Here is a 17499-nt window from a genome sequence, read left to right on the forward strand (position 1 = left end):
CGTTATGGACAGAAACAAAAGAAGTTTTTTAGATAAATTCACAGAAGTCTCTATCAAAATTGGAAATCAAGTGCATCTTCGTTCTTTGCGAGATGCCTTTACCACCATTATGCCGATGTTTATCTTAGCTGGTTTAGCAGTTTTAGTAAATAATGTTTTGTTTCCTTTTGCTTTTAAAGACGATACTTTATCTAAGTTACAAACTTTTGGAAATGTGATCACTAATGGCACATTAAATATTGCTGGATTATTGATTGCACCAATGATTGCCTATTATCTCGCAAAAAATAAAAACTTTAATAACCCAATTTCTGCCACTGCTGTCGCTACATCTACCTTAGTTATCATGATGGCGATGACTTACACTGTAACCCCGATTGGTTCAGAAACAGCTGTCACTATTGACGGAATTCTAACTTATGGTAATTTAGGCACACAAGGAATGTTTTCTGGAATTATTATCGGTTTGCTTGCAACTGAGTTATACATGAGAATCTCTTCTATCAAAAAATTACAGATCAATTTAGGTGATCAAGTACCACCAGCTGTTGGTCGTAGTTTCAGTTCATTGCTTCCCTCACTTATCACACTCAGTTTGTTCGCTGTCATTTCAACGATTTTAATTGTTCTTTTTGATACTGACCTTATTACATTGATCTCAACTTTAATTCAAGAACCTCTAAGAAAAGTCAACACGTCACTTTTAGGATTTTTACTGATTTACACTACAGGCAATTTCTTATTTACCTTAGGAATTCATCAAACAGTCATCAATGGTTCGTTACTTGATCCACTTTTATTAGTCAATATGAATGAAAATATGGCGGCTATCAACGAAGGAAAAGAAGCTCCTCATATTATCAATAGTTCGTTTATTACCGTTTATAGTCAAATGGGCGGAACAGGTGGTACTATGGCGTTGATCCTTGCAGTCATTTTATTTGTTAAATATAAACCCTACAAGGATGTGGTTAGCTTATCTGTTGCACCAAGTATTTTTGAAATAAATGAACCAATTATTTTTGGTTTACCCATTGTCTTTAATATTCCAATGATGATTCCTTTTATTTTTAGTCCAGTAATCGGTGCTTTAATTGGGTATTTTGCTACGGCAATTGGCTTTGTTAAACCACTCTCTGTATTAGTCCCTTGGACAACACCACCGATTATTAGCGGTTTTCTTGCTAGTTCTGGTGATTGGAAAGTCGCGTTTTTACAAATAATCATTCTGATAGTAACCCTATTTTTCTATCTTCCATTCTTGAAAATTTCCGAACGAGTGTCCAGAGCGCAAGCGGCACAATTACTTGCAGAAAACGACAATCAATAATTTTTCACTCTGACTCATAATTAGCAAATACGGCCGAGATAAAAGCATTTAGCTCCGAAAATAAGAAGGAGCTGCTTTTTTCTCGCCATTTAGTCAGATTTAGAGCGTGAAACAAAACTGATCTTTCGTTTTGCCCCACGCTCTTTTTTCTATTATTCATATTTCACTTCGACCAAATACAATCCTTCTGGATGAGCGGTCGGACCTGCTAAATTACGATCTTTCGCTTTGATAATTTCGGGAATCAGCGTTTCATCCATTCGTCCATTTCCCATTTTGAGCAAAGTTCCTACTAAAATTCGAATCATCTTGTACAAAAAACCATCTCCACGAAAGGTAAAAATCAATTCATCTTGCTCTTCATTCACTACAAGACTTGCTTCATGAATTGTTCGAACCTTATCCTCGATCTCAGTTCCAGAAGCACAAAACGACGTAAAATCATGTGTTCCAACTAGGTCCGTTAATGCGTTCTGAATTTTTTCCGTATCTACTTCATAAGGAAAATAACTAGCATAAAAACGTTTAAAGGGACTTCTTGGTTTCCCGATATCTACTCGAAATTGATAGGTCTTTTCAACCACATGATAACGAGCATGAAAATCATCTGAAACGATTTCCACCTTTTTTACAGCAATATCTTCAGGTGTTTGAGTATCTAATGCATAACGCATTTTCTCAAGTTCTCTCTCCTGTGGGTAGTCAAAATGAATAACCTGTCCTTTTGCATGAACACCCGCATCCGTCCGACCTGAACCAAAAATCGTGATTGTTTTACCATTATTCATTTTTTTCAGTGTTTTTTCAACTTCTTCTTGTACCGTTCGTCCATTTGGCTGAGCTTGAAATCCATTGAAATTCGTTCCATCATACGTAATTATTGCTTTATAGCGTGGCATTTCTTTTCCACCTTTACTTCTAACTTCTTATAAAAATCAACACGACTGTTAATACGGCAAATGCAAGCATCACGACCGTATCTTTCATATGCCAATGAAGAATTCGATATTTTGTTCGTCCGTCGCCACCTTGGTAACCACGAGCTTCCATCGCAATTGCTAAATCTTCTGCTCGATTAAAACTACTAACAAACAACGGAATCAACAGTGGGACTACAGCTTTCATTTTCTGAATCAAGTTCCCTTCACCAAAATCTACCCCACGAGCACGTTGAGCATTCATGATTTTTTCCGTTTCATCCATCAATGTTGGGACAAAACGCAAAGCGATCGATAACATTAATGAAACTTCGTGGACAGGGAAACGAACAACTTTTAGTGGACGTAACAGATATTCGATCGCATCTGATAGATCGAGCGGCGGTGTTGTCAACGTCAATAGTGTGGACATGAAAATAATCAACACAAAACGACAAAAAATAAACAAACCATTGATGACCCCAAACTCAGTGATCGTAAAAATTCCCCAACTAAAGTAAACTTCTCCACCTTGAGTAAATAACATCTGTAAAGCAACTGTGAATAAAATCAGCCAAATCAGCGGCCTGATCCCACGAATAAAGAAACGAATATTTACTTTAGAGAGAAAAATAGCAAATAATGTAAAAATAGCTAACACGCCATATGTTTGCCAATTATTCGCTAAAAAGATAATCCCGATAAAATAAAAACTCGCAATTAACTTCGCTCTTGGGTCCATTGTATGAATAAATGAATCTCCTGGAATATAACGTCCAAAAATCAATTTGTTCATCACAGGTCCTCACCTGCCTTTTTTAAGCCTTTTAATAGGTCATCTGCTAACCTATCTGCCGTTAATGGTAATTCTTCAAAGGAAATCCCTTTAGCCATCAGCTTCTCGGCAAACATCGCCGCGGTTGGAACGCCTAATTGTTTTTCTTTCAACCAATCAATATCTTGAAATACATCTTGCGGTGTTCCAGATTTTACGATTTTACCTTTTTCTAGTACAAGTACATGATCAGCATAATTAGCCACATCATCCATTAAGTGTGTGACTAAAACGATCGTCATCCCACGCTCTTCGTGCAGACGTTGAAACATCTCCATCATTTCTTTGCGTCCTTGTGGATCAAGTCCTGCTGTAGGTTCATCCAAAACCAATACTTCCGGTTCCATAGCCAAAACACCAGCAATCGCTACACGACGCATTTGTCCACCAGATAATTCAAAAGGAGAACGTTCTAAATAACTAGCCTCTAATCCAACTAAACCAAGCATTTCAGCAGCTAATCTATCTGCTTCTTCTCCTGCTATACCAAAATTCTTTGGACCAAATGCAATATCTTTTGCTACTGTTTCCTCAAATAATTGAGCTTCAGGAAATTGAAATACAATACCGACTTTTTTACGGATCGGCTTTAAATTTTTATTGTTGGTTTCAGGAACGATTTTTCGCTCCCCGATCGTTACAGTTCCTTTTGTTGGTTTTACTAACGCATTCAAGTGCTGCAACAACGTGGACTTGCCACTACCAGTATGCCCTACAATCGCTGTATAAGAACCATCTTCTATCGTCAAATTTAAATCAAATAATGCCCGTTGTTCAAATGGTGTATTGGGTTGGTACGTAAAATCTACTTGTTCAAAACGGATGTCCATAACCAATCCACCATCCTTTCTTCAGTCAAATATTCATCTGGCACATCAATGCCACGTTCTTTTAAAGCAATTTTTAGCTTTTCAGGAAAAGGTAAATCTAAGCCCATCTGGATTAATTCAGTCCCCGCTGAGAATATTTTCTCTGGTGTCCCTTCACTAACCAGTTCCCCTTGTTTCATTACTAAGATTCGATTTGCATTCGCCGCTTCATCAATATCATGAGTAATTGAAATAACTGTCAAGTTACTTTCTTCTTTGATTTTTTTGATTGTTGTAATGACCTCTTCCCGTCCTTCAGGATCAAGCATACTCGTAGCTTCATCTAAAATAATAATATCTGGACGTAAAGCGACCACTCCTGCAATCGCTACCCTTTGTTTTTGTCCACCAGACAAACGAGCTGGTTCACGTGTAGCAAACGGACTCATTCGGACTTTCTCTAATGCGTCTTTGACTCTCATAAGCATTTCATCTCGTGGAATCCCTTGGTTCTCTAAGCCAAATGCGACATCATCTTCTACGGTTGAGCCAACAAACTGATTATCAGGATTTTGAAAAACCATTCCGACCATCTTACGAATATCCCAAACATTAGTTTCATTTAGTTCTTTTCCACCTACCGAAATACTACCTGATGCTGGTAGCAACAAGCCGTTGATCGTTTTAGCCAGCGTTGATTTCCCTGACCCATTATGTCCAATAATCGCAATCCACTCACCTTGTTCGATGGAAAAAGATACATCTTTCAAAGCGGGAGAAGCATCTTCTGGTTGATAGTTAAAGTTGATATTTTTTAATTCAATTATCGGTTGCATCGCGTACTCCCTCAATTATTTAGTCTTCCTAACACTAACAAAAAATCAGTGTTTTTTCAATCATCTATTCTTATCTTTGCACTATTCTCTATTATAACAAAATAAGTTCATTTATGTGTATTCTCATCTGTCAAGACAGAAACTTTTTTTATAATCCAATAAATTATTTAGAATAGTAAAAAAACGAAAGGAAACCAAATAAGTTTTCTTTCATTTTTTTACTATCTCTGTGGCACTTATTATTTATTTAAATAGTCAAAAGCATACTGAGCATATAGCTCTGCACCGATTTCCATTGCATCCTCATCTACATTGAAACGGCCATGATGATGGGCCCACTGTGTATCTTTTTTTGGATTTCCACAGCCGACCAAAGCAAAGCAACCAGATGTGTTCTCTGTAAAGTAACTGAAGTCTTCTCCTCCAGTTGTTGGCGGTTCTTGGATCAACGCTGATTCACCAAAATTTTCTTTGATGATCGACTGCGCAAATAAAGCATCTTCTTCATCATTGATCACAGGTATTGTCCCATAATTATAATCAAGCACCGCAGTACCGCCATACATTGTAGCTGTTTGCTCCGCATAACGTTTTAATGCCTTTTCTACACGATTACGCGTCTCAATACTAAAACAACGTACAGTCCCTTCTAAACGAGCATTTTCAGCAATCACATTGAAACGTGTCCCGACATCCATTTTACCTACTGTCACTACAACTGGATCTAACGGATTGGTTTCTCTAGAAACGACTGACTGTACATTCATAACAAATGAAGAAGCGATCACTGCTGCATCTATACAAGCATCTGGCATTGCACCATGTCCACCTCGTCCTTTAAACTCAATCGAAAAAATATCTGCTGAAGCAAATGATGAGCCTACAACACAAGATGCTGTCCCAGAAAGCATCTGTGACCAAATATGAATTCCGAAAACATCATCTACCCCTTCTACCGCTCCTTGTGCAACCATTGCTTTGGCCCCCTGAGCATTTTCTTCAGATGGTTGAAAAATAAAACGAACGGTTCCTTTGATCTCTGCTTGAACTTCTTTTAACGCTTTGGCAGCAGTCAATAGCATAGCTGTGTGAGCATCATGACCGCATGCGTGCATTTTACCTTCTTCTAATGATTTGTAAGAGATGCTGTCATTCAGTTCTTGAACAGGTAAAGCATCCATATCTGCACGTAAAGCAACAGTCTTTCCCTTCATAGCCCCAGTAAGTTCTGCAATGATTCCTGTAGGTTCAGTCTTACGATAAGGAATACCGATTTTATCTAACGCTTCAGCAATTTTTTCCGTTGTTCTGAATTCTTCAAATTGTAATTCCGGATGTTGATGCAGATCTCTCCTAAAATCGATCATTTCTTCTTTATACTTTTGAACTAATGCTTTTAATTTGATCATTTTATTCCCTCATTTCTATAAAGTTAATAATACATCATGCAACATCTTCAATATTCAAAATAGTCATTAGCAATATCTGAATATTCTGATTAATGAAAGCATACTAAAAAGCACTCTCAGATGCAATAACCTATCAAAACAAAAAAGCCCTAAGAAAAATTCTTAGGACAAAAAAATACACCTTATTATATGATGAGTGCTTCCCTACCAAACAAGTTCGGTAGGGAAAGCGTTGAGCTAGACTAGGAGTCGCCTCCAACATCATAACACTCTAAAAGAATCATCTATAAAGTGACGGTATAGTTTGATTATTTAACAAATTCGATAATGACCATTGGTGCTGCATCTCCGCGTCTTGGTTCTGTCTTCAAGATACGAGTGTAACCACCTTGGCGTTCAGCATAACGAGGTGCAAGATCATTGAATAACTTTTGTAAAGCTGATTCAACAACGATTGCTTCGTTTTCTTCACGTACACTAGCGACTTCATTACGTACAAAAGTAGCTGCTTGACGACGTGCATGAAGATCTCCACGTTTGCCTAAAGTAATCATTTTTTCTGTTGTAGAACGAACTTCTTTCGCACGAGCTTCAGTCGTAACGATACGTTCATTGATAATTAAATCAGTAGTTAAATCACGCAACATTGCCTTACGTTGGCTTGATGTGCGTCCTAATTTACGATAACCCACGTTGGTTTTCCTCCTTCGTAAAAAGTATTAATCGTCTTTACGTAAGCCTAAACCTAAATCATGTAGTTTTAGTTTAACCTCTTCAAGAGATTTACGACCTAAATTACGTACTTTGATCATTTCTGGTTCAGATTTATTTGTAAGTTCTTGTACAGTGTTAATACCTGCACGTTTTAAACAATTGTATGAACGAACAGACAAGTCTAGTTCTTCGATGGTCATTTCTAGCATTTTTTCTTTTTGTGTTTCTTCTTTTTCAACCATGATTTCAGCGTTTTTCGCTTCATCAGTAAGATTAACAAAGATGTCTAAATGCTCCGTCATAATCTTAGCAGCTAAGCTAAGGGCTTCTTGAGGAATGATTGAACCATCAGTCCATATTTCCATTGTTAATTTGTCGAAGTCATCACGACGACCAACACGAGTGTTTTCTACTTGGTAGTTCACACGGCGAACTGGTGTATAGATGGAATCAACAGGGAGAACACCAATTGGCATATCTTCCTTTTTGTTCTCGTCTGCTTGAACATAGCCACGACCAGGTTTCACTGTTAAGCGAGCATGGAAAGTAGCTCCTTCAGAGACACTACAGATAATTAAATCTTTATTCAAGATCTCAACATCGCTGTCAACGATAATATCGCCAGCAGTTACTGTAGCAGGTCCTGTAATATCGATCTCAAGGGTTTTTTCTTCTTCTGCATAAAGCTTTAATGCTAACCCTTTGATATTCAAGATAATTTGAGTTACGTCTTCTCTTACACCTTTAATGGTAGAGAATTCATGCAACACACCATCGATTTGAATATTGGTAATAGCGGCTCCTGGTAAAGAAGATAATAAAATACGACGTAGAGAATTGCCTAAAGTAGTCCCGTAACCTCTTTCCAGTGGTTCAACGACGAACTTGCCATAATCTCTATTCTCATCAATTTTTTCGATTCTTGGTTTTTCAAATTCAATCATTCTTATCTATACCCCTTTCAAAACGAAAAGTGTCTTGTTCAATGACGTTCTTAATTCAAACTCAGAATGAGTGGCACTCATTAAACACGACGGCGTTTTGGAGGGCGGCATCCATTATGAGGAACTGGAGTCACGTCACGAATTGCAGTCACTTCTAAACCTGTTGCTTGCAATGAACGAATCGCTGCTTCACGTCCAGAACCTGGTCCTTTAACTGTTACATCAACAGTTTTAAGTCCGTGTTCTTGTGCTGCTTTAGTTGCAGCTTCTGCGGCCATTTGAGCTGCAAACGGTGTTGATTTTTTGCTTCCTTTAAAACCTAATGATCCTGCTGATGACCATGCTAATGCATTACCATGACTGTCAGTGATCATTACAATTGTATTATTGAATGTAGAATGGATATGTGCAATCCCAGTTTCTATATTCTTTTTCACACGGCGTTTACGACTAACTTTCTTTGCTGCCATGAAGATCTAACCTCCTTCACTTAGGAATTATTTTTTCTTGCCTGCTACAGTACGAGCTGGGCCTTTACGAGTACGTGCATTGTTTTTCGTGTTTTGTCCACGAGTTGGTAATCCACGACGGTGACGGATTCCACGGTATGAACCGATTTCCATCAAACGTTTGATGTTCAGGTTGACTTCACGACGAAGATCACCTTCAATTTTTAACTTATCAATTTCCGCACGGATAGCATCTGTTTGTTCGTTTGTTAAATCGCGAACACGAATATCTTCAGATACACCAACGTTTGCTAAAACTTTTTTAGCGGTAGTATTACCAATACCAAAAATATAAGTAAGAGAAATTACTACACGTTTATCACGAGGGATGTCTACTCCTGCAATACGAGCCATTCTACGTTACACCTCCTATTATCCTTGACGTTGTTTATGTTTTGGATTTGCTGGGCAAATGACCATAACACGTCCTTTACGGCGAATTACTTTACAATGTTCACACATTGGTTTTACTGATGGTCTTACTTTCATGATAATACCTCCTTGAATTTTACGGAGTACAATTATTTAAAGCGATAAGTGATTCGACCACGAGTTAAATCATATGGAGATAACTCTACAGTTACTTTATCTCCAGGTAAAATTCGAATATAGTGCATACGGATTTTACCGGAAACAGTAGCAAGAACTTGGTGTCCATTTTCTAGTTCAACTTTAAACATTGCATTCGGCAAAGTTTCGACGACTGTACCTTCGACTTCAATCATATCTTCTTTAGCCACGCACAGTACCTCCTTGTACTTGTTTCGCATTTTCACACGATAAAATGGCGGAAACTTCAGCCCCCACCTAGAATTTTCAATTAAGCTTCTACAAAAAGGTAGAAGTCGGACTGATATATTCTATCATAAACTATTCGATTTGGCAAGAGAATCTGAATCAAACACAAATGGTAAGTATGCAGCAAATCAGATAACTATTTTTTTTCAATGATTTCTTTCACTTCAGAAAAAACAGTATCGATCTCGCGATTCCCATCTATTGTATGCAATACATTTTTAGCCTTGTAAAAGTCTAAAATCGGCGCACTGCTTTTGATGTTGACTGACAGACGGTTTTTGACCGTTTCAGGCTTATCATCTTCTCTTTGATAAAATTCATGTCCGCCGCAACGATCACATGTTCCTTCTACAGTAGGAGGATTGAAGATTTTATGATAAGTTGCTCCGCACGTTCGGCAGATAAACCGACCAGCTAAGCGTTCAACCAAAATATCTTCTTCGACATGGATGTCGATGACAGCATCAATTTTTTTATTTAATTCTTTTAACATTTTATCTAATGCTTCTGCTTGATCCAAAGTACGTGGAAAACCATCTAATAAAAAACCTTTATCAGTATCAGATTCTGCCAAACGTTCTTTGACAATTCCATTCGTTACATCGTCTGGAACCAAAGCACCTTTATCGATATAAGATTTCGCTTCTAAGCCAAGAGCAGTTTCGTTTTTCATCGCAGCACGGAACATATCTCCTGTAGAAATATGCGGAATACCATAAGTATCCACGATCTGTTCTGCTTGAGTCCCTTTGCCTGCCCCAGGCAATCCCATTAAAATGAGGTTCATTTCATTTCCTCCTAATTTTAAAGGCTGGCTTTTGAAGCTAGCCCAATGAGAGAATGGTGCTGAGGATGATCCTCAACACACTATTCTTACTTATTGATAAAGCCAACATATTGACGTTTCAACATTAAACCTTCTAATTGTTTCGCTGTTTCTAAAGCAACACCTATCACAATCAGTAAGCTCGTTCCTCCAAGGCCGATAGACTGCGGTAATTTCCAGATCATTTGTGCAATGATCGGAAGTAACGCAACTAAACCTAGGAATATCGAACCGACAACACTTAGTCTCAATAACATTCCAGAAATATATTCTTCTGTCCCTTTACCTGGTCGTACGCTTGGAATATAACTTCCTTGTTTTTGTAAGTTTTCCGCTAATTTCTCAGGGTTTACTTGAACAAATGCATAGAAGAATGTGAAAGCGACGATCAGTACAGTATAAATAATCGCACCTGGAACGGTATTGTAACTAAAAATTTGTGTCATTATATCATACCAACCTTCGCCAGAATAACTCTTAGAGAAGGCTTGTAAAACAGCATTCGGCGTCGCAATCAACGAACTAGCGAAGATAACTGGGATAACCCCTGCAGCATTTACTTTTAATGGTAAATAACTGCTAGTTGGCGCACCTGAAACACGTTTAGTATATTGGATTGGAATTTTACGTTCTGCTTGCTGGAAAAATGTTACTATTGTAACAATAACTAAAATCGCAATGATTAAAATTGCAATAAAAATAGCAGACTGCCAAATTCTAGAAGGCTCAATATTGATAAAGTAATCGTCAATGATTTCTTTGATCCCTTCTGGTACACGAGAAATAATCCCGGCGAAGATAATCATTGAAACACCATTACCGATCCCTTTTTCAGTAATTTGTTCTCCTAACCATGTTACAAACATTGTTCCACCCGTTAAAATAACAGAAATCATCACATATGTGTTGACGTTAGGATTTTCTACAATCCCAACTGAACTTAATTGTTGAAATCCAGCAGTTATCCCAATAGATTGGGCAATACCTAAAACGATCGTTAGATATCTTGTTGCTTGATTCAATTTCTTACGTCCAACTTCACCTTGCTTCGACCATTCTACGAATTTTGGTACAATATCCATTTGTAATAATTGGATGATGATCGATGCTGTAATATAAGGCGAAACCCCCATAGAGAAGATAGAGAAGTTTTGCATCGCACTACCGCTGACCATATTCAACATGTTTAAAAATGGTAAATTGCTTAAGTCTTGCAAACCTTTTGCATTCACGCCAGGTACAGTTATATGTGCACCTAAACGAAATACAAAAAGAATGAATACAGTAAACAAAATTTTTGATCTAATGTCTTTGACTTTAAAAGCATCTTTTAATAGTTTAAACATTAGATCACCTCGATTGATCCACCAGCTGCAACAATTGCTTCTTCTGCTGCTTTAGAGAATTTAGCTGCTTTCACAGTTAATTTTTTAGTTGTTAATTCACCATTGGCAAGAACTTTGATTCCAGCTTTTTCGTTTTTCACGATTCCAGCTTCGATCAAGCCTGCAGGTGTTACTTCAGTTCCATCTTCGAAACGATTTAAGACATCTAAGTTGATGACTGCATAATCTTTACGGTTGATATTCGTGAAGCCGCGTTTTGGTAAACGACGGAATAATGGAGTTTGACCCCCTTCAAATCCTAGTCTTACACCACCGCCTGAACGAGCTTTTTGCCCTTTTTGTCCACGGCCGGATGTTTTACCATTACCAGATGAAGTACCACGTCCAACACGGTTACGTACTTGGCGTGAACCTTCAGCAGGTTTCAATTCATGAAGTTTCATTGGTTTGGCACCTCCTTAACAATGTACTATTGTAAATTAAACTTCTTCAACGTCCACTAAATGTGACACAGTGTTGATCATACCTTTGATTGCTTCGTTAGCAGGTTTGACAACAGAGCTGTTTACTTTTCCTAAACCTAATGCTTTTACTGTATCTTTTTGGTTTTGAGGACGTCCGATAACGCTGCGTTTTAATGTAACTTTTAATTCAGCCATTCTTTTGTCCTCCTTATCCTAAGATTTCTTCTACAGATTTACCGCGAAGTGCTGCCACTTCTTCGGCACGTTTTAATTGTTTTAACCCTTCAACTGTTGCGCGAACAACGTTGATTGGTGTGTTTGAACCTAATGATTTTGATGTAATATCTGCTACACCAGCTAATTCTAATACGGCACGAACTGGTCCACCAGCGGCTACCCCAGAACCTTCTACTGCAGGTTTCATAAGGATACGGCCACCACCGAATACCCCGATCACTTCGTGAGGGATACTAGAACCAACCATAGGCACTTCAACTAAGTTTTTCTTCGCGTCTTCGATTGCTTTACGGATTGCTTCTGGCACTTCTTGTGCTTTACCAGTCCCAAAGCCAACGTGACCGTTTTTATCTCCCACAACAACTAGTGCTGCAAAACGTAGACGACGTCCACCTTTAACAACTTTAGTTACACGGTTGATAGAAACCACGCGGTCTTCTAATTCCAAGTGTTTTGGATCAATATAAACCATGAATGGTGTTCCTCCTTCTCCTAAAATTCTAGTCCATTTTCACGCGCTGCTTCAGCTAAAGCTTGCACGCGGCCATGGTAAAGGTATCCACCACGGTCAAAGACTACTACTTTAACGCCTTTTTCAGCGGCACGTTCAGCGATTAATTTACCAACAGCTGCGGCTGTTTCTGTTTTGTTTCCACCTGAAATTTCTTTATCTAAGGCAGAGGCACTTGCTAGCGTTACACCCGCTACGTCATCAATGATTTGCGCGTAGATGTTTTTGTTAGAACGGAATACGTTCAAGCGTGGGCACTCAGCAGTACCAGAGATTTTGTTACGTACACGGCGATGTCTCTTTTGGCGTGTTTTGTTTTTATCTGGTTTTGTAATCACAATTGTCACCTCTTTGTATTTGCTAGCTATTAAGCTGCGATAAACAACGGATCGTTATTTTTCAATCTGAGTTGAAAAATAACTCTCAAGCTGCTATTATTTACCAGTTTTACCTTCTTTACGACGTACGAATTCGCCAACATAACGGATTCCTTTGCCTTTATAAGGTTCTGGAGGACGAGTACCACGAATATTTGCTGCTAATTCACCAACGTGTTCTTTGTTAGCGCCTTTTACAACGACTTGTGTATTCGAAGGTACTTCTACAGTTACACCAGCTGGTGGTGTGATTTCTACTGGATGAGAATAACCAACGTTAAGAACTAATGTAGTCCCTTGCATTTGAGCACGGTACCCAACCCCGATAAGTTCAAGACCTTTTTCAAAGCCTGTACTTACACCAACAACCATGTTGTTGAAGTTCGCACGAGTTGTTCCGTGAATTGTTTTCATGTCTTTGCTATCATTTGGACGAGTGAATGTTACTTCATTTCCTTCGATATTCATTGTGATATCAGCAGAAAATTCACGCGTTAATTCACCTTTAGGTCCTTTTACAGTAATGTTGTTTCCTTCTTGTTTGACTTCGACGCCAGCAGGAAGTACAACGATTTTATTACCAATACGGCTCACTTAGAGACACCTCCTTGTGTGTTTTTTTAAATTACCATACGTAGGCGATTACTTCGCCGCCGATGTTTTTAGCTCTTGCTTCTTTATCAGTTACAACACCTTCAGAAGTAGAGATAATCGCGATTCCTAGACCATTCAATACTTTAGGTACTTCGTCAGATTTGACATAAGCACGTAAGCCTGGTTTAGAGATACGTTTTAAGTTTGTGATAACACGTTCTTCGTTTTTACCGTATTTAAGGAAAACACGAATCACGCCTTGTTTGTCATCTTCGATATATTCTACATCGCGTACGAAACCTTCACGTTTAAGGATTTCTGCGATATCACGTTTGATTTTTGACGCAGGCACTTCTAAGCTTTCATGTTTAACCATGTTTGCATTACGAATGCGCGTTAGAAAATCTGCAATTGGATCTGTCATGACCATTGAACTATTTACCTCCTTTATGCGAGTTTACTTGTTTACCAGCTAGCTTTCTTCACGCCGGGAATTTGACCTTTATAGGCAAGTTCGCGGAAGCAAATACGGCAAAGATGAAATTTACGATAAACTGAATGTGGACGTCCGCAACGTTCACAACGAGTATACGCTTGTGTTGAATGTTTTGCAGGGCGTTTATTTTTAGCAATCATTGATTTTTTAGCCACGTAGTTCGCCTCCTTTTATTATTTTTGGAATGGCATACCTAATTGTGCCAACAATTCACGAGATTCTTCATCTGTGTTTGCAGTCGTTACAATAACGATGTCCATACCGCGTACTTTATCTACTAAATCATAATCAACTTCTGGGAAGATTAATTGTTCTTTAACACCTAAAGTATAGTTACCACGTCCGTCAAAAGCTTTTTTGCTTACTCCGTGGAAGTCACGTACACGAGGTAGAGAAACAGATACTAATTTATCTAAAAATTCGTACATTCTTTCTCCGCGTAAAGTAACTTTCGCACCGATTGGCATTCCTTCACGTAAACGGAATCCAGCGATTGATTTCTTAGCTTTAGTGATCAATGGTTTTTGACCTGTGATCAAAGCTAGTTCTTCAACTGCTTTATCTAAGTTTTTCGCGTTTGAAACAGCGTCACCCACACCCATGTTAATAACGATTTTATCAACTTTTGGTGTTTGCATAACTGAACTATAATTAAATTTTTCCACTAATGATGGAGTAATTTCTTTAATATATTTTTCTTTCAGGCGGTTCATTTAGTAAGCCCCTCCTTCCTTTTAATCTATTTATCTAAGACTTCACCGGTTTTTTTAGAAACACGGACTTTTTTACCATCGACTTCTTTGTAACCTACACGACCAGCTACACCTGTTCCATCAATCACCATTACATTAGAAACATGAATCGGCGCTTCGACTTCTAGGATTCCGCCTTGCGGCGCTGCTTGATTTGGTTTTTGGTGTTTTTTCATGATGTTAACACCTTCAACGATGACTTTGTCTTTTTTAGGAAACGCTGCTAATACAACGCCTTCTTTATTTTTGTCTTTACCAGTGATAATTTTCACTTTATCGCCTTTTTTAACAAACATTACTGTTTCGCACCTCCTTTGATACGTGTCCTGATTATAATACTTCTGGTGCTAGAGAAACGATCTTCATGAAGTTGTTTTCACGTAATTCACGTGCAACAGGACCGAAGATACGAGTTCCACGCGGGCTCTTATCATCACGAATGATTACAGCAGCATTTTCATCAAATTTAATGTATGAACCGTCTGTACGACGAGCTCCTGATTTAGTACGAACGATAACGGCTTTTACGACTTCACCTTTTTTGACAACCCCACCTGGCGTTGCATGTTTAACCGTAGCAACAATCACGTCACCAATATTAGCAGTTTTACGTCCAGAACCACCTAGTACTTTAATCGTTAAGATTTCACGAGCACCTGAGTTATCTGCGACTTTTAATCGGCTTTCTTGTTGGATCACGATGTGTATCCCCCTTTCAGATTTTATGTTTCAATCTATATAGGAAAATCTCGTTTTTATTAGATAATAACTGCTTCTTCGACTACCTCTAGTAAACGGAAACGTTTTGTAGCTGATAATGGACGAGTTTCCATGATTCTTACGATGTCTCCAACTTTTGCAGTGTTGTTTTCATCATGAGCTTTGTATTTCTTAGAATATTTCATACGTTTACCATAAATAGGATGGTTTTTCTTTGTTTCTACAACAACTGTGATAGTTTTATCCATCTTGTCTGAAACAACACGACCTTGGTAAACTTTGCGTTGATTTCTTTCTTCAGTCATACGCGTTTGGCCTCCTTCCACTATTAGTTAGCTTGTTCACGCAATACTGTTTTGATGCGTGCAATCGATTGACGTACTTCTTGAATACGTGCAGTGTTTTCTAATTGACCTGTTGCTAGTTGGAATCTAAGATTAAATAATTCTTCTTTGAATTGCTTTTCTTTTTCAAGCATTTCGGCAGTGGTTAATTCTCTGATTTCTTTAACCTTCATTCGATTCACCACCCATTTCCTCACGTTTTACAATTTTGGTTTTCACCGGTAATTTGTGGGATGCAAGGCGAAGTGCTTCACGAGCTACTTCTTCAGGTACTCCTGCGATTTCAAACATGATTTTACCACGTTTAACTGGTGATACCCAGCCTTCAGGTGCCCCTTTACCTTTACCCATACGAACACCGATGGCTTTACTTGTATATGATTTGTGAGGGAAAATTTTAATCCATACTTTCCCGCCACGTTTCATATAACGAGTCATAGCAATACGGGCAGCTTCGATTTGGCGGTTAGTAATCCAGTGAGATTCAGTTGCTTGTAAACCCCATTCACCAAATGCTACTTCTTTTCCGCCTTTGGCTTCACCACGCATTTTACCTCTAAATTCACGACGGTGCTTTACACGTTTAGGTACTAACATGATTATTTCCCTCCTTTCTCAGCGTTTTTTTTCGTTGGAAGAATTTCTCCACGGTAAATCCACACTTTAACTCCTAATTTTCCGTAAGTTGTGTCTGCTTCTTCCCATGCGTAATCAATATCAGCACGCAATGTGTGAAGTGGAACTGTACCTTCAGAGTAACCTTCTGAACGAGCGATATCCGCCCCGTTTAAACGACCTGATACTTGTGTTTTGATTCCTTTAGCGCCTGAACGCATAGTGCGTTGGATCGCTTGTTTTTGAGCACGACGGAAAGCAACACGATTTTCTAATTGACGTGCAATTCCTTCGCCTACTAATTTTGCATCTAAATCTGGTTTTTTGATTTCAATGATGTTGATATGAACTCTTTTACCAGTTAATGAATTTAATGATTTTCTTAGGTTTTCGACTTCAGATCCGCCTTTACCGATAACCATACCTGGTTTAGCTGTGTGGATTGAAATATTCACACGATTTGCAGCGCGCTCGATCTCAATTGTAGACACAGCGGCATCAGCAAGTTTTGTCGCGATAAATTTACGGATTCTTAAATCTTCGTGTAAGAACTCAGCATACTCTTTTTCAGCATACCATTTTGCATCCCAGTCGCGGATGATGCCTACACGCATTCCTATTGGATGTACTTTTTGACCCACTGATTGTCCCTCCTCTTAATCTTTTAAGATTCGGCAGCCACTATTTCAAAATGCTAAAGCATTAAGAAAAATGGACCTCCTCTTATTAAGTGACGTCTGTTTTAAATAAACAGATTATTTTTCTGATACGACTACTGTAAGATGACTTGTACGTTTGTTGATTGGTGATGCTGAACCTTTTGCACGAGGACGGAAGCGTTTCATTGTTGGTCCTTCGTTGACAAATGCTTCAGATACTACTAAGTTTTCAACGTCTAAGTCAAAGTTATTTTCTGCGTTAGCAACTGCTGACATTAAAACTTTTTCAATGATTCCAGCAGATTTGTTAGGCATGAATTTCAAGATAGAAATTGCATCCGCAACGCTTTTACCTCTGATAAGATCGATTACTAAACGGGCTTTACGAGGTGAAGTGCGAACTGTTTTTGCAGTTGCCTTAGCTGATGTAATTTGTTCTGACATTTGCATTTCCTCC

29 protein-coding genes are annotated in these 17499 nt (G+C 38.4%); 1 reads left to right on the forward strand and 28 read right to left on the reverse strand.

Annotated elements, in window-relative coordinates; all coding sequences use genetic code 11:
- The first annotated feature begins 4 nt into the window (after positions 1-4).
- The gene (locus tag IGI43_RS08705; protein WP_438757423.1) at positions 5-1330 is read left to right on the forward strand and encodes a PTS sugar transporter subunit IIC; all 1326 of its coding nucleotides are present in this window, start codon (positions 5-7) and stop codon (positions 1328-1330) included.
- A 152-nt stretch (positions 1331-1482) separates the two neighbouring features.
- Here IGI43_RS08705 and truA read toward each other — a convergent pair whose 3' ends face one another.
- From truA to rplV, 28 genes are all read right to left on the reverse strand, one after another.
- A complete protein-coding gene (gene truA / locus IGI43_RS08710; RefSeq protein WP_438757424.1) occupies positions 1483-2229 on the reverse strand; it encodes a tRNA pseudouridine(38-40) synthase TruA in 747 nt (248 codons plus the stop codon).
- 19 nt (positions 2230-2248) lie between these two features.
- Positions 2249-3046, reverse strand: coding sequence for an energy-coupling factor transporter transmembrane component T family protein (locus IGI43_RS08715; RefSeq protein ID WP_438757425.1), 798 nt, complete (start codon positions 3044-3046; stop codon positions 2249-2251).
- Positions 3043-3912 carry an energy-coupling factor ABC transporter ATP-binding protein gene (locus tag IGI43_RS08720; RefSeq protein ID WP_438757426.1) on the reverse strand — a complete coding sequence of 290 codons (870 nt, stop codon included), beginning with the start codon at positions 3910-3912 and terminating at the stop codon, positions 3043-3045. The genes IGI43_RS08715 and IGI43_RS08720 overlap by 4 nt, the downstream gene beginning before the upstream one ends.
- Positions 3888-4727: an energy-coupling factor ABC transporter ATP-binding protein gene (locus IGI43_RS08725; RefSeq protein WP_438757427.1), complete on the reverse strand. Its 840-nt coding sequence runs from the start codon at positions 4725-4727 to the stop codon at positions 3888-3890. Before IGI43_RS08725 ends, IGI43_RS08720 begins: the two co-directional genes overlap by 25 nt.
- Before the next feature lie 239 nt (positions 4728-4966).
- Positions 4967-6136, reverse strand: a complete 1170-nt coding sequence (locus IGI43_RS08730) for a M20 family metallopeptidase (protein WP_438757428.1) — start codon at positions 6134-6136, stop codon at positions 4967-4969.
- A gap of 308 nt (positions 6137-6444) precedes the next feature.
- Positions 6445-6828, reverse strand: a complete 384-nt coding sequence (gene rplQ / locus IGI43_RS08735; RefSeq protein WP_069635449.1) for a 50S ribosomal protein L17 — start codon at positions 6826-6828, stop codon at positions 6445-6447.
- Between the two features lie 27 nt (positions 6829-6855).
- Entirely contained in the window at positions 6856-7794 is a 939-nt protein-coding gene (locus IGI43_RS08740; protein ID WP_010761667.1) for a DNA-directed RNA polymerase subunit alpha, read from the reverse strand.
- 80 nt (positions 7795-7874) lie between these two features.
- Positions 7875-8264, reverse strand: coding sequence for a 30S ribosomal protein S11 (rpsK, locus tag IGI43_RS08745; protein ID WP_010761668.1), 390 nt, complete (start codon positions 8262-8264; stop codon positions 7875-7877).
- A gap of 27 nt (positions 8265-8291) precedes the next feature.
- Complete coding sequence (gene rpsM / locus IGI43_RS08750; protein ID WP_010766211.1) at positions 8292-8657, reverse strand: 30S ribosomal protein S13; 366 nt, start codon at positions 8655-8657, stop codon at positions 8292-8294.
- An 18-nt stretch (positions 8658-8675) separates the two neighbouring features.
- Positions 8676-8792, reverse strand: a complete 117-nt coding sequence (rpmJ, locus tag IGI43_RS08755; protein WP_002288710.1) for a 50S ribosomal protein L36 — start codon at positions 8790-8792, stop codon at positions 8676-8678.
- Between the two features lie 32 nt (positions 8793-8824).
- A complete protein-coding gene (infA, locus tag IGI43_RS08760) occupies positions 8825-9043 on the reverse strand; it encodes a translation initiation factor IF-1 (RefSeq protein ID WP_002356224.1) in 219 nt (72 codons plus the stop codon).
- A 194-nt stretch (positions 9044-9237) separates the two neighbouring features.
- Complete coding sequence (locus tag IGI43_RS08765) at positions 9238-9888, reverse strand: adenylate kinase (RefSeq protein ID WP_438757429.1); 651 nt, start codon at positions 9886-9888, stop codon at positions 9238-9240.
- An 86-nt stretch (positions 9889-9974) separates the two neighbouring features.
- Positions 9975-11273 carry a preprotein translocase subunit SecY gene (gene secY / locus IGI43_RS08770; protein ID WP_438757430.1) on the reverse strand — a complete coding sequence of 433 codons (1299 nt, stop codon included), beginning with the start codon at positions 11271-11273 and terminating at the stop codon, positions 9975-9977.
- On the reverse strand, positions 11273-11716 hold the full coding sequence (gene rplO, locus IGI43_RS08775; protein ID WP_206846230.1) for a 50S ribosomal protein L15: 444 nt from the start codon (positions 11714-11716) through the stop codon (positions 11273-11275). Before rplO ends, secY begins: the two co-directional genes overlap by 1 nt.
- Positions 11717-11752: 36 nt before the next feature.
- Complete coding sequence (gene rpmD / locus IGI43_RS08780) at positions 11753-11932, reverse strand: 50S ribosomal protein L30 (RefSeq protein ID WP_069635453.1); 180 nt, start codon at positions 11930-11932, stop codon at positions 11753-11755.
- Between the two features lie 13 nt (positions 11933-11945).
- Positions 11946-12446, reverse strand: a complete 501-nt coding sequence (gene rpsE / locus IGI43_RS08785) for a 30S ribosomal protein S5 (RefSeq protein WP_010761674.1) — start codon at positions 12444-12446, stop codon at positions 11946-11948.
- 20 nt (positions 12447-12466) lie between these two features.
- A complete protein-coding gene (gene rplR, locus IGI43_RS08790; RefSeq protein ID WP_010761675.1) occupies positions 12467-12823 on the reverse strand; it encodes a 50S ribosomal protein L18 in 357 nt (118 codons plus the stop codon).
- A gap of 96 nt (positions 12824-12919) precedes the next feature.
- Positions 12920-13456, reverse strand: a complete 537-nt coding sequence (gene rplF, locus IGI43_RS08795; RefSeq protein ID WP_025869795.1) for a 50S ribosomal protein L6 — start codon at positions 13454-13456, stop codon at positions 12920-12922.
- A gap of 31 nt (positions 13457-13487) precedes the next feature.
- A complete protein-coding gene (rpsH, locus tag IGI43_RS08800; RefSeq protein ID WP_010761677.1) occupies positions 13488-13886 on the reverse strand; it encodes a 30S ribosomal protein S8 in 399 nt (132 codons plus the stop codon).
- A gap of 35 nt (positions 13887-13921) precedes the next feature.
- Positions 13922-14107: a type Z 30S ribosomal protein S14 gene (locus IGI43_RS08805; protein WP_002356214.1), complete on the reverse strand. Its 186-nt coding sequence runs from the start codon at positions 14105-14107 to the stop codon at positions 13922-13924.
- 18 nt (positions 14108-14125) lie between these two features.
- Positions 14126-14665, reverse strand: a complete 540-nt coding sequence (gene rplE, locus IGI43_RS08810) for a 50S ribosomal protein L5 (RefSeq protein WP_071878400.1) — start codon at positions 14663-14665, stop codon at positions 14126-14128.
- A 26-nt stretch (positions 14666-14691) separates the two neighbouring features.
- A complete protein-coding gene (gene rplX / locus IGI43_RS08815; protein ID WP_010761679.1) occupies positions 14692-15000 on the reverse strand; it encodes a 50S ribosomal protein L24 in 309 nt (102 codons plus the stop codon).
- Positions 15001-15034: 34 nt separating this feature from the next.
- Positions 15035-15403, reverse strand: coding sequence for a 50S ribosomal protein L14 (rplN, locus tag IGI43_RS08820; protein WP_010761680.1), 369 nt, complete (start codon positions 15401-15403; stop codon positions 15035-15037).
- A 59-nt stretch (positions 15404-15462) separates the two neighbouring features.
- Positions 15463-15729 carry a 30S ribosomal protein S17 gene (gene rpsQ / locus IGI43_RS08825; RefSeq protein ID WP_010761681.1) on the reverse strand — a complete coding sequence of 89 codons (267 nt, stop codon included), beginning with the start codon at positions 15727-15729 and terminating at the stop codon, positions 15463-15465.
- 23 nt (positions 15730-15752) lie between these two features.
- Positions 15753-15941 carry a 50S ribosomal protein L29 gene (gene rpmC / locus IGI43_RS08830; RefSeq protein WP_010761682.1) on the reverse strand — a complete coding sequence of 63 codons (189 nt, stop codon included), beginning with the start codon at positions 15939-15941 and terminating at the stop codon, positions 15753-15755.
- Positions 15931-16365 carry a 50S ribosomal protein L16 gene (rplP, locus tag IGI43_RS08835; protein ID WP_002356208.1) on the reverse strand — a complete coding sequence of 145 codons (435 nt, stop codon included), beginning with the start codon at positions 16363-16365 and terminating at the stop codon, positions 15931-15933. The genes rpmC and rplP overlap by 11 nt, the downstream gene beginning before the upstream one ends.
- 2 nt (positions 16366-16367) lie before the next feature.
- A complete protein-coding gene (rpsC, locus tag IGI43_RS08840; protein ID WP_010761684.1) occupies positions 16368-17024 on the reverse strand; it encodes a 30S ribosomal protein S3 in 657 nt (218 codons plus the stop codon).
- A gap of 114 nt (positions 17025-17138) precedes the next feature.
- Complete coding sequence (gene rplV / locus IGI43_RS08845) at positions 17139-17486, reverse strand: 50S ribosomal protein L22 (RefSeq protein WP_010761685.1); 348 nt, start codon at positions 17484-17486, stop codon at positions 17139-17141.
- Positions 17487-17499: the final 13 nt, after the last annotated feature.

This window comes from Enterococcus sp. AZ126 (genome assembly GCF_051714545.1).
Taxonomy (GTDB): Bacteria; Bacillota; Bacilli; order Lactobacillales; family Enterococcaceae; genus Enterococcus_L.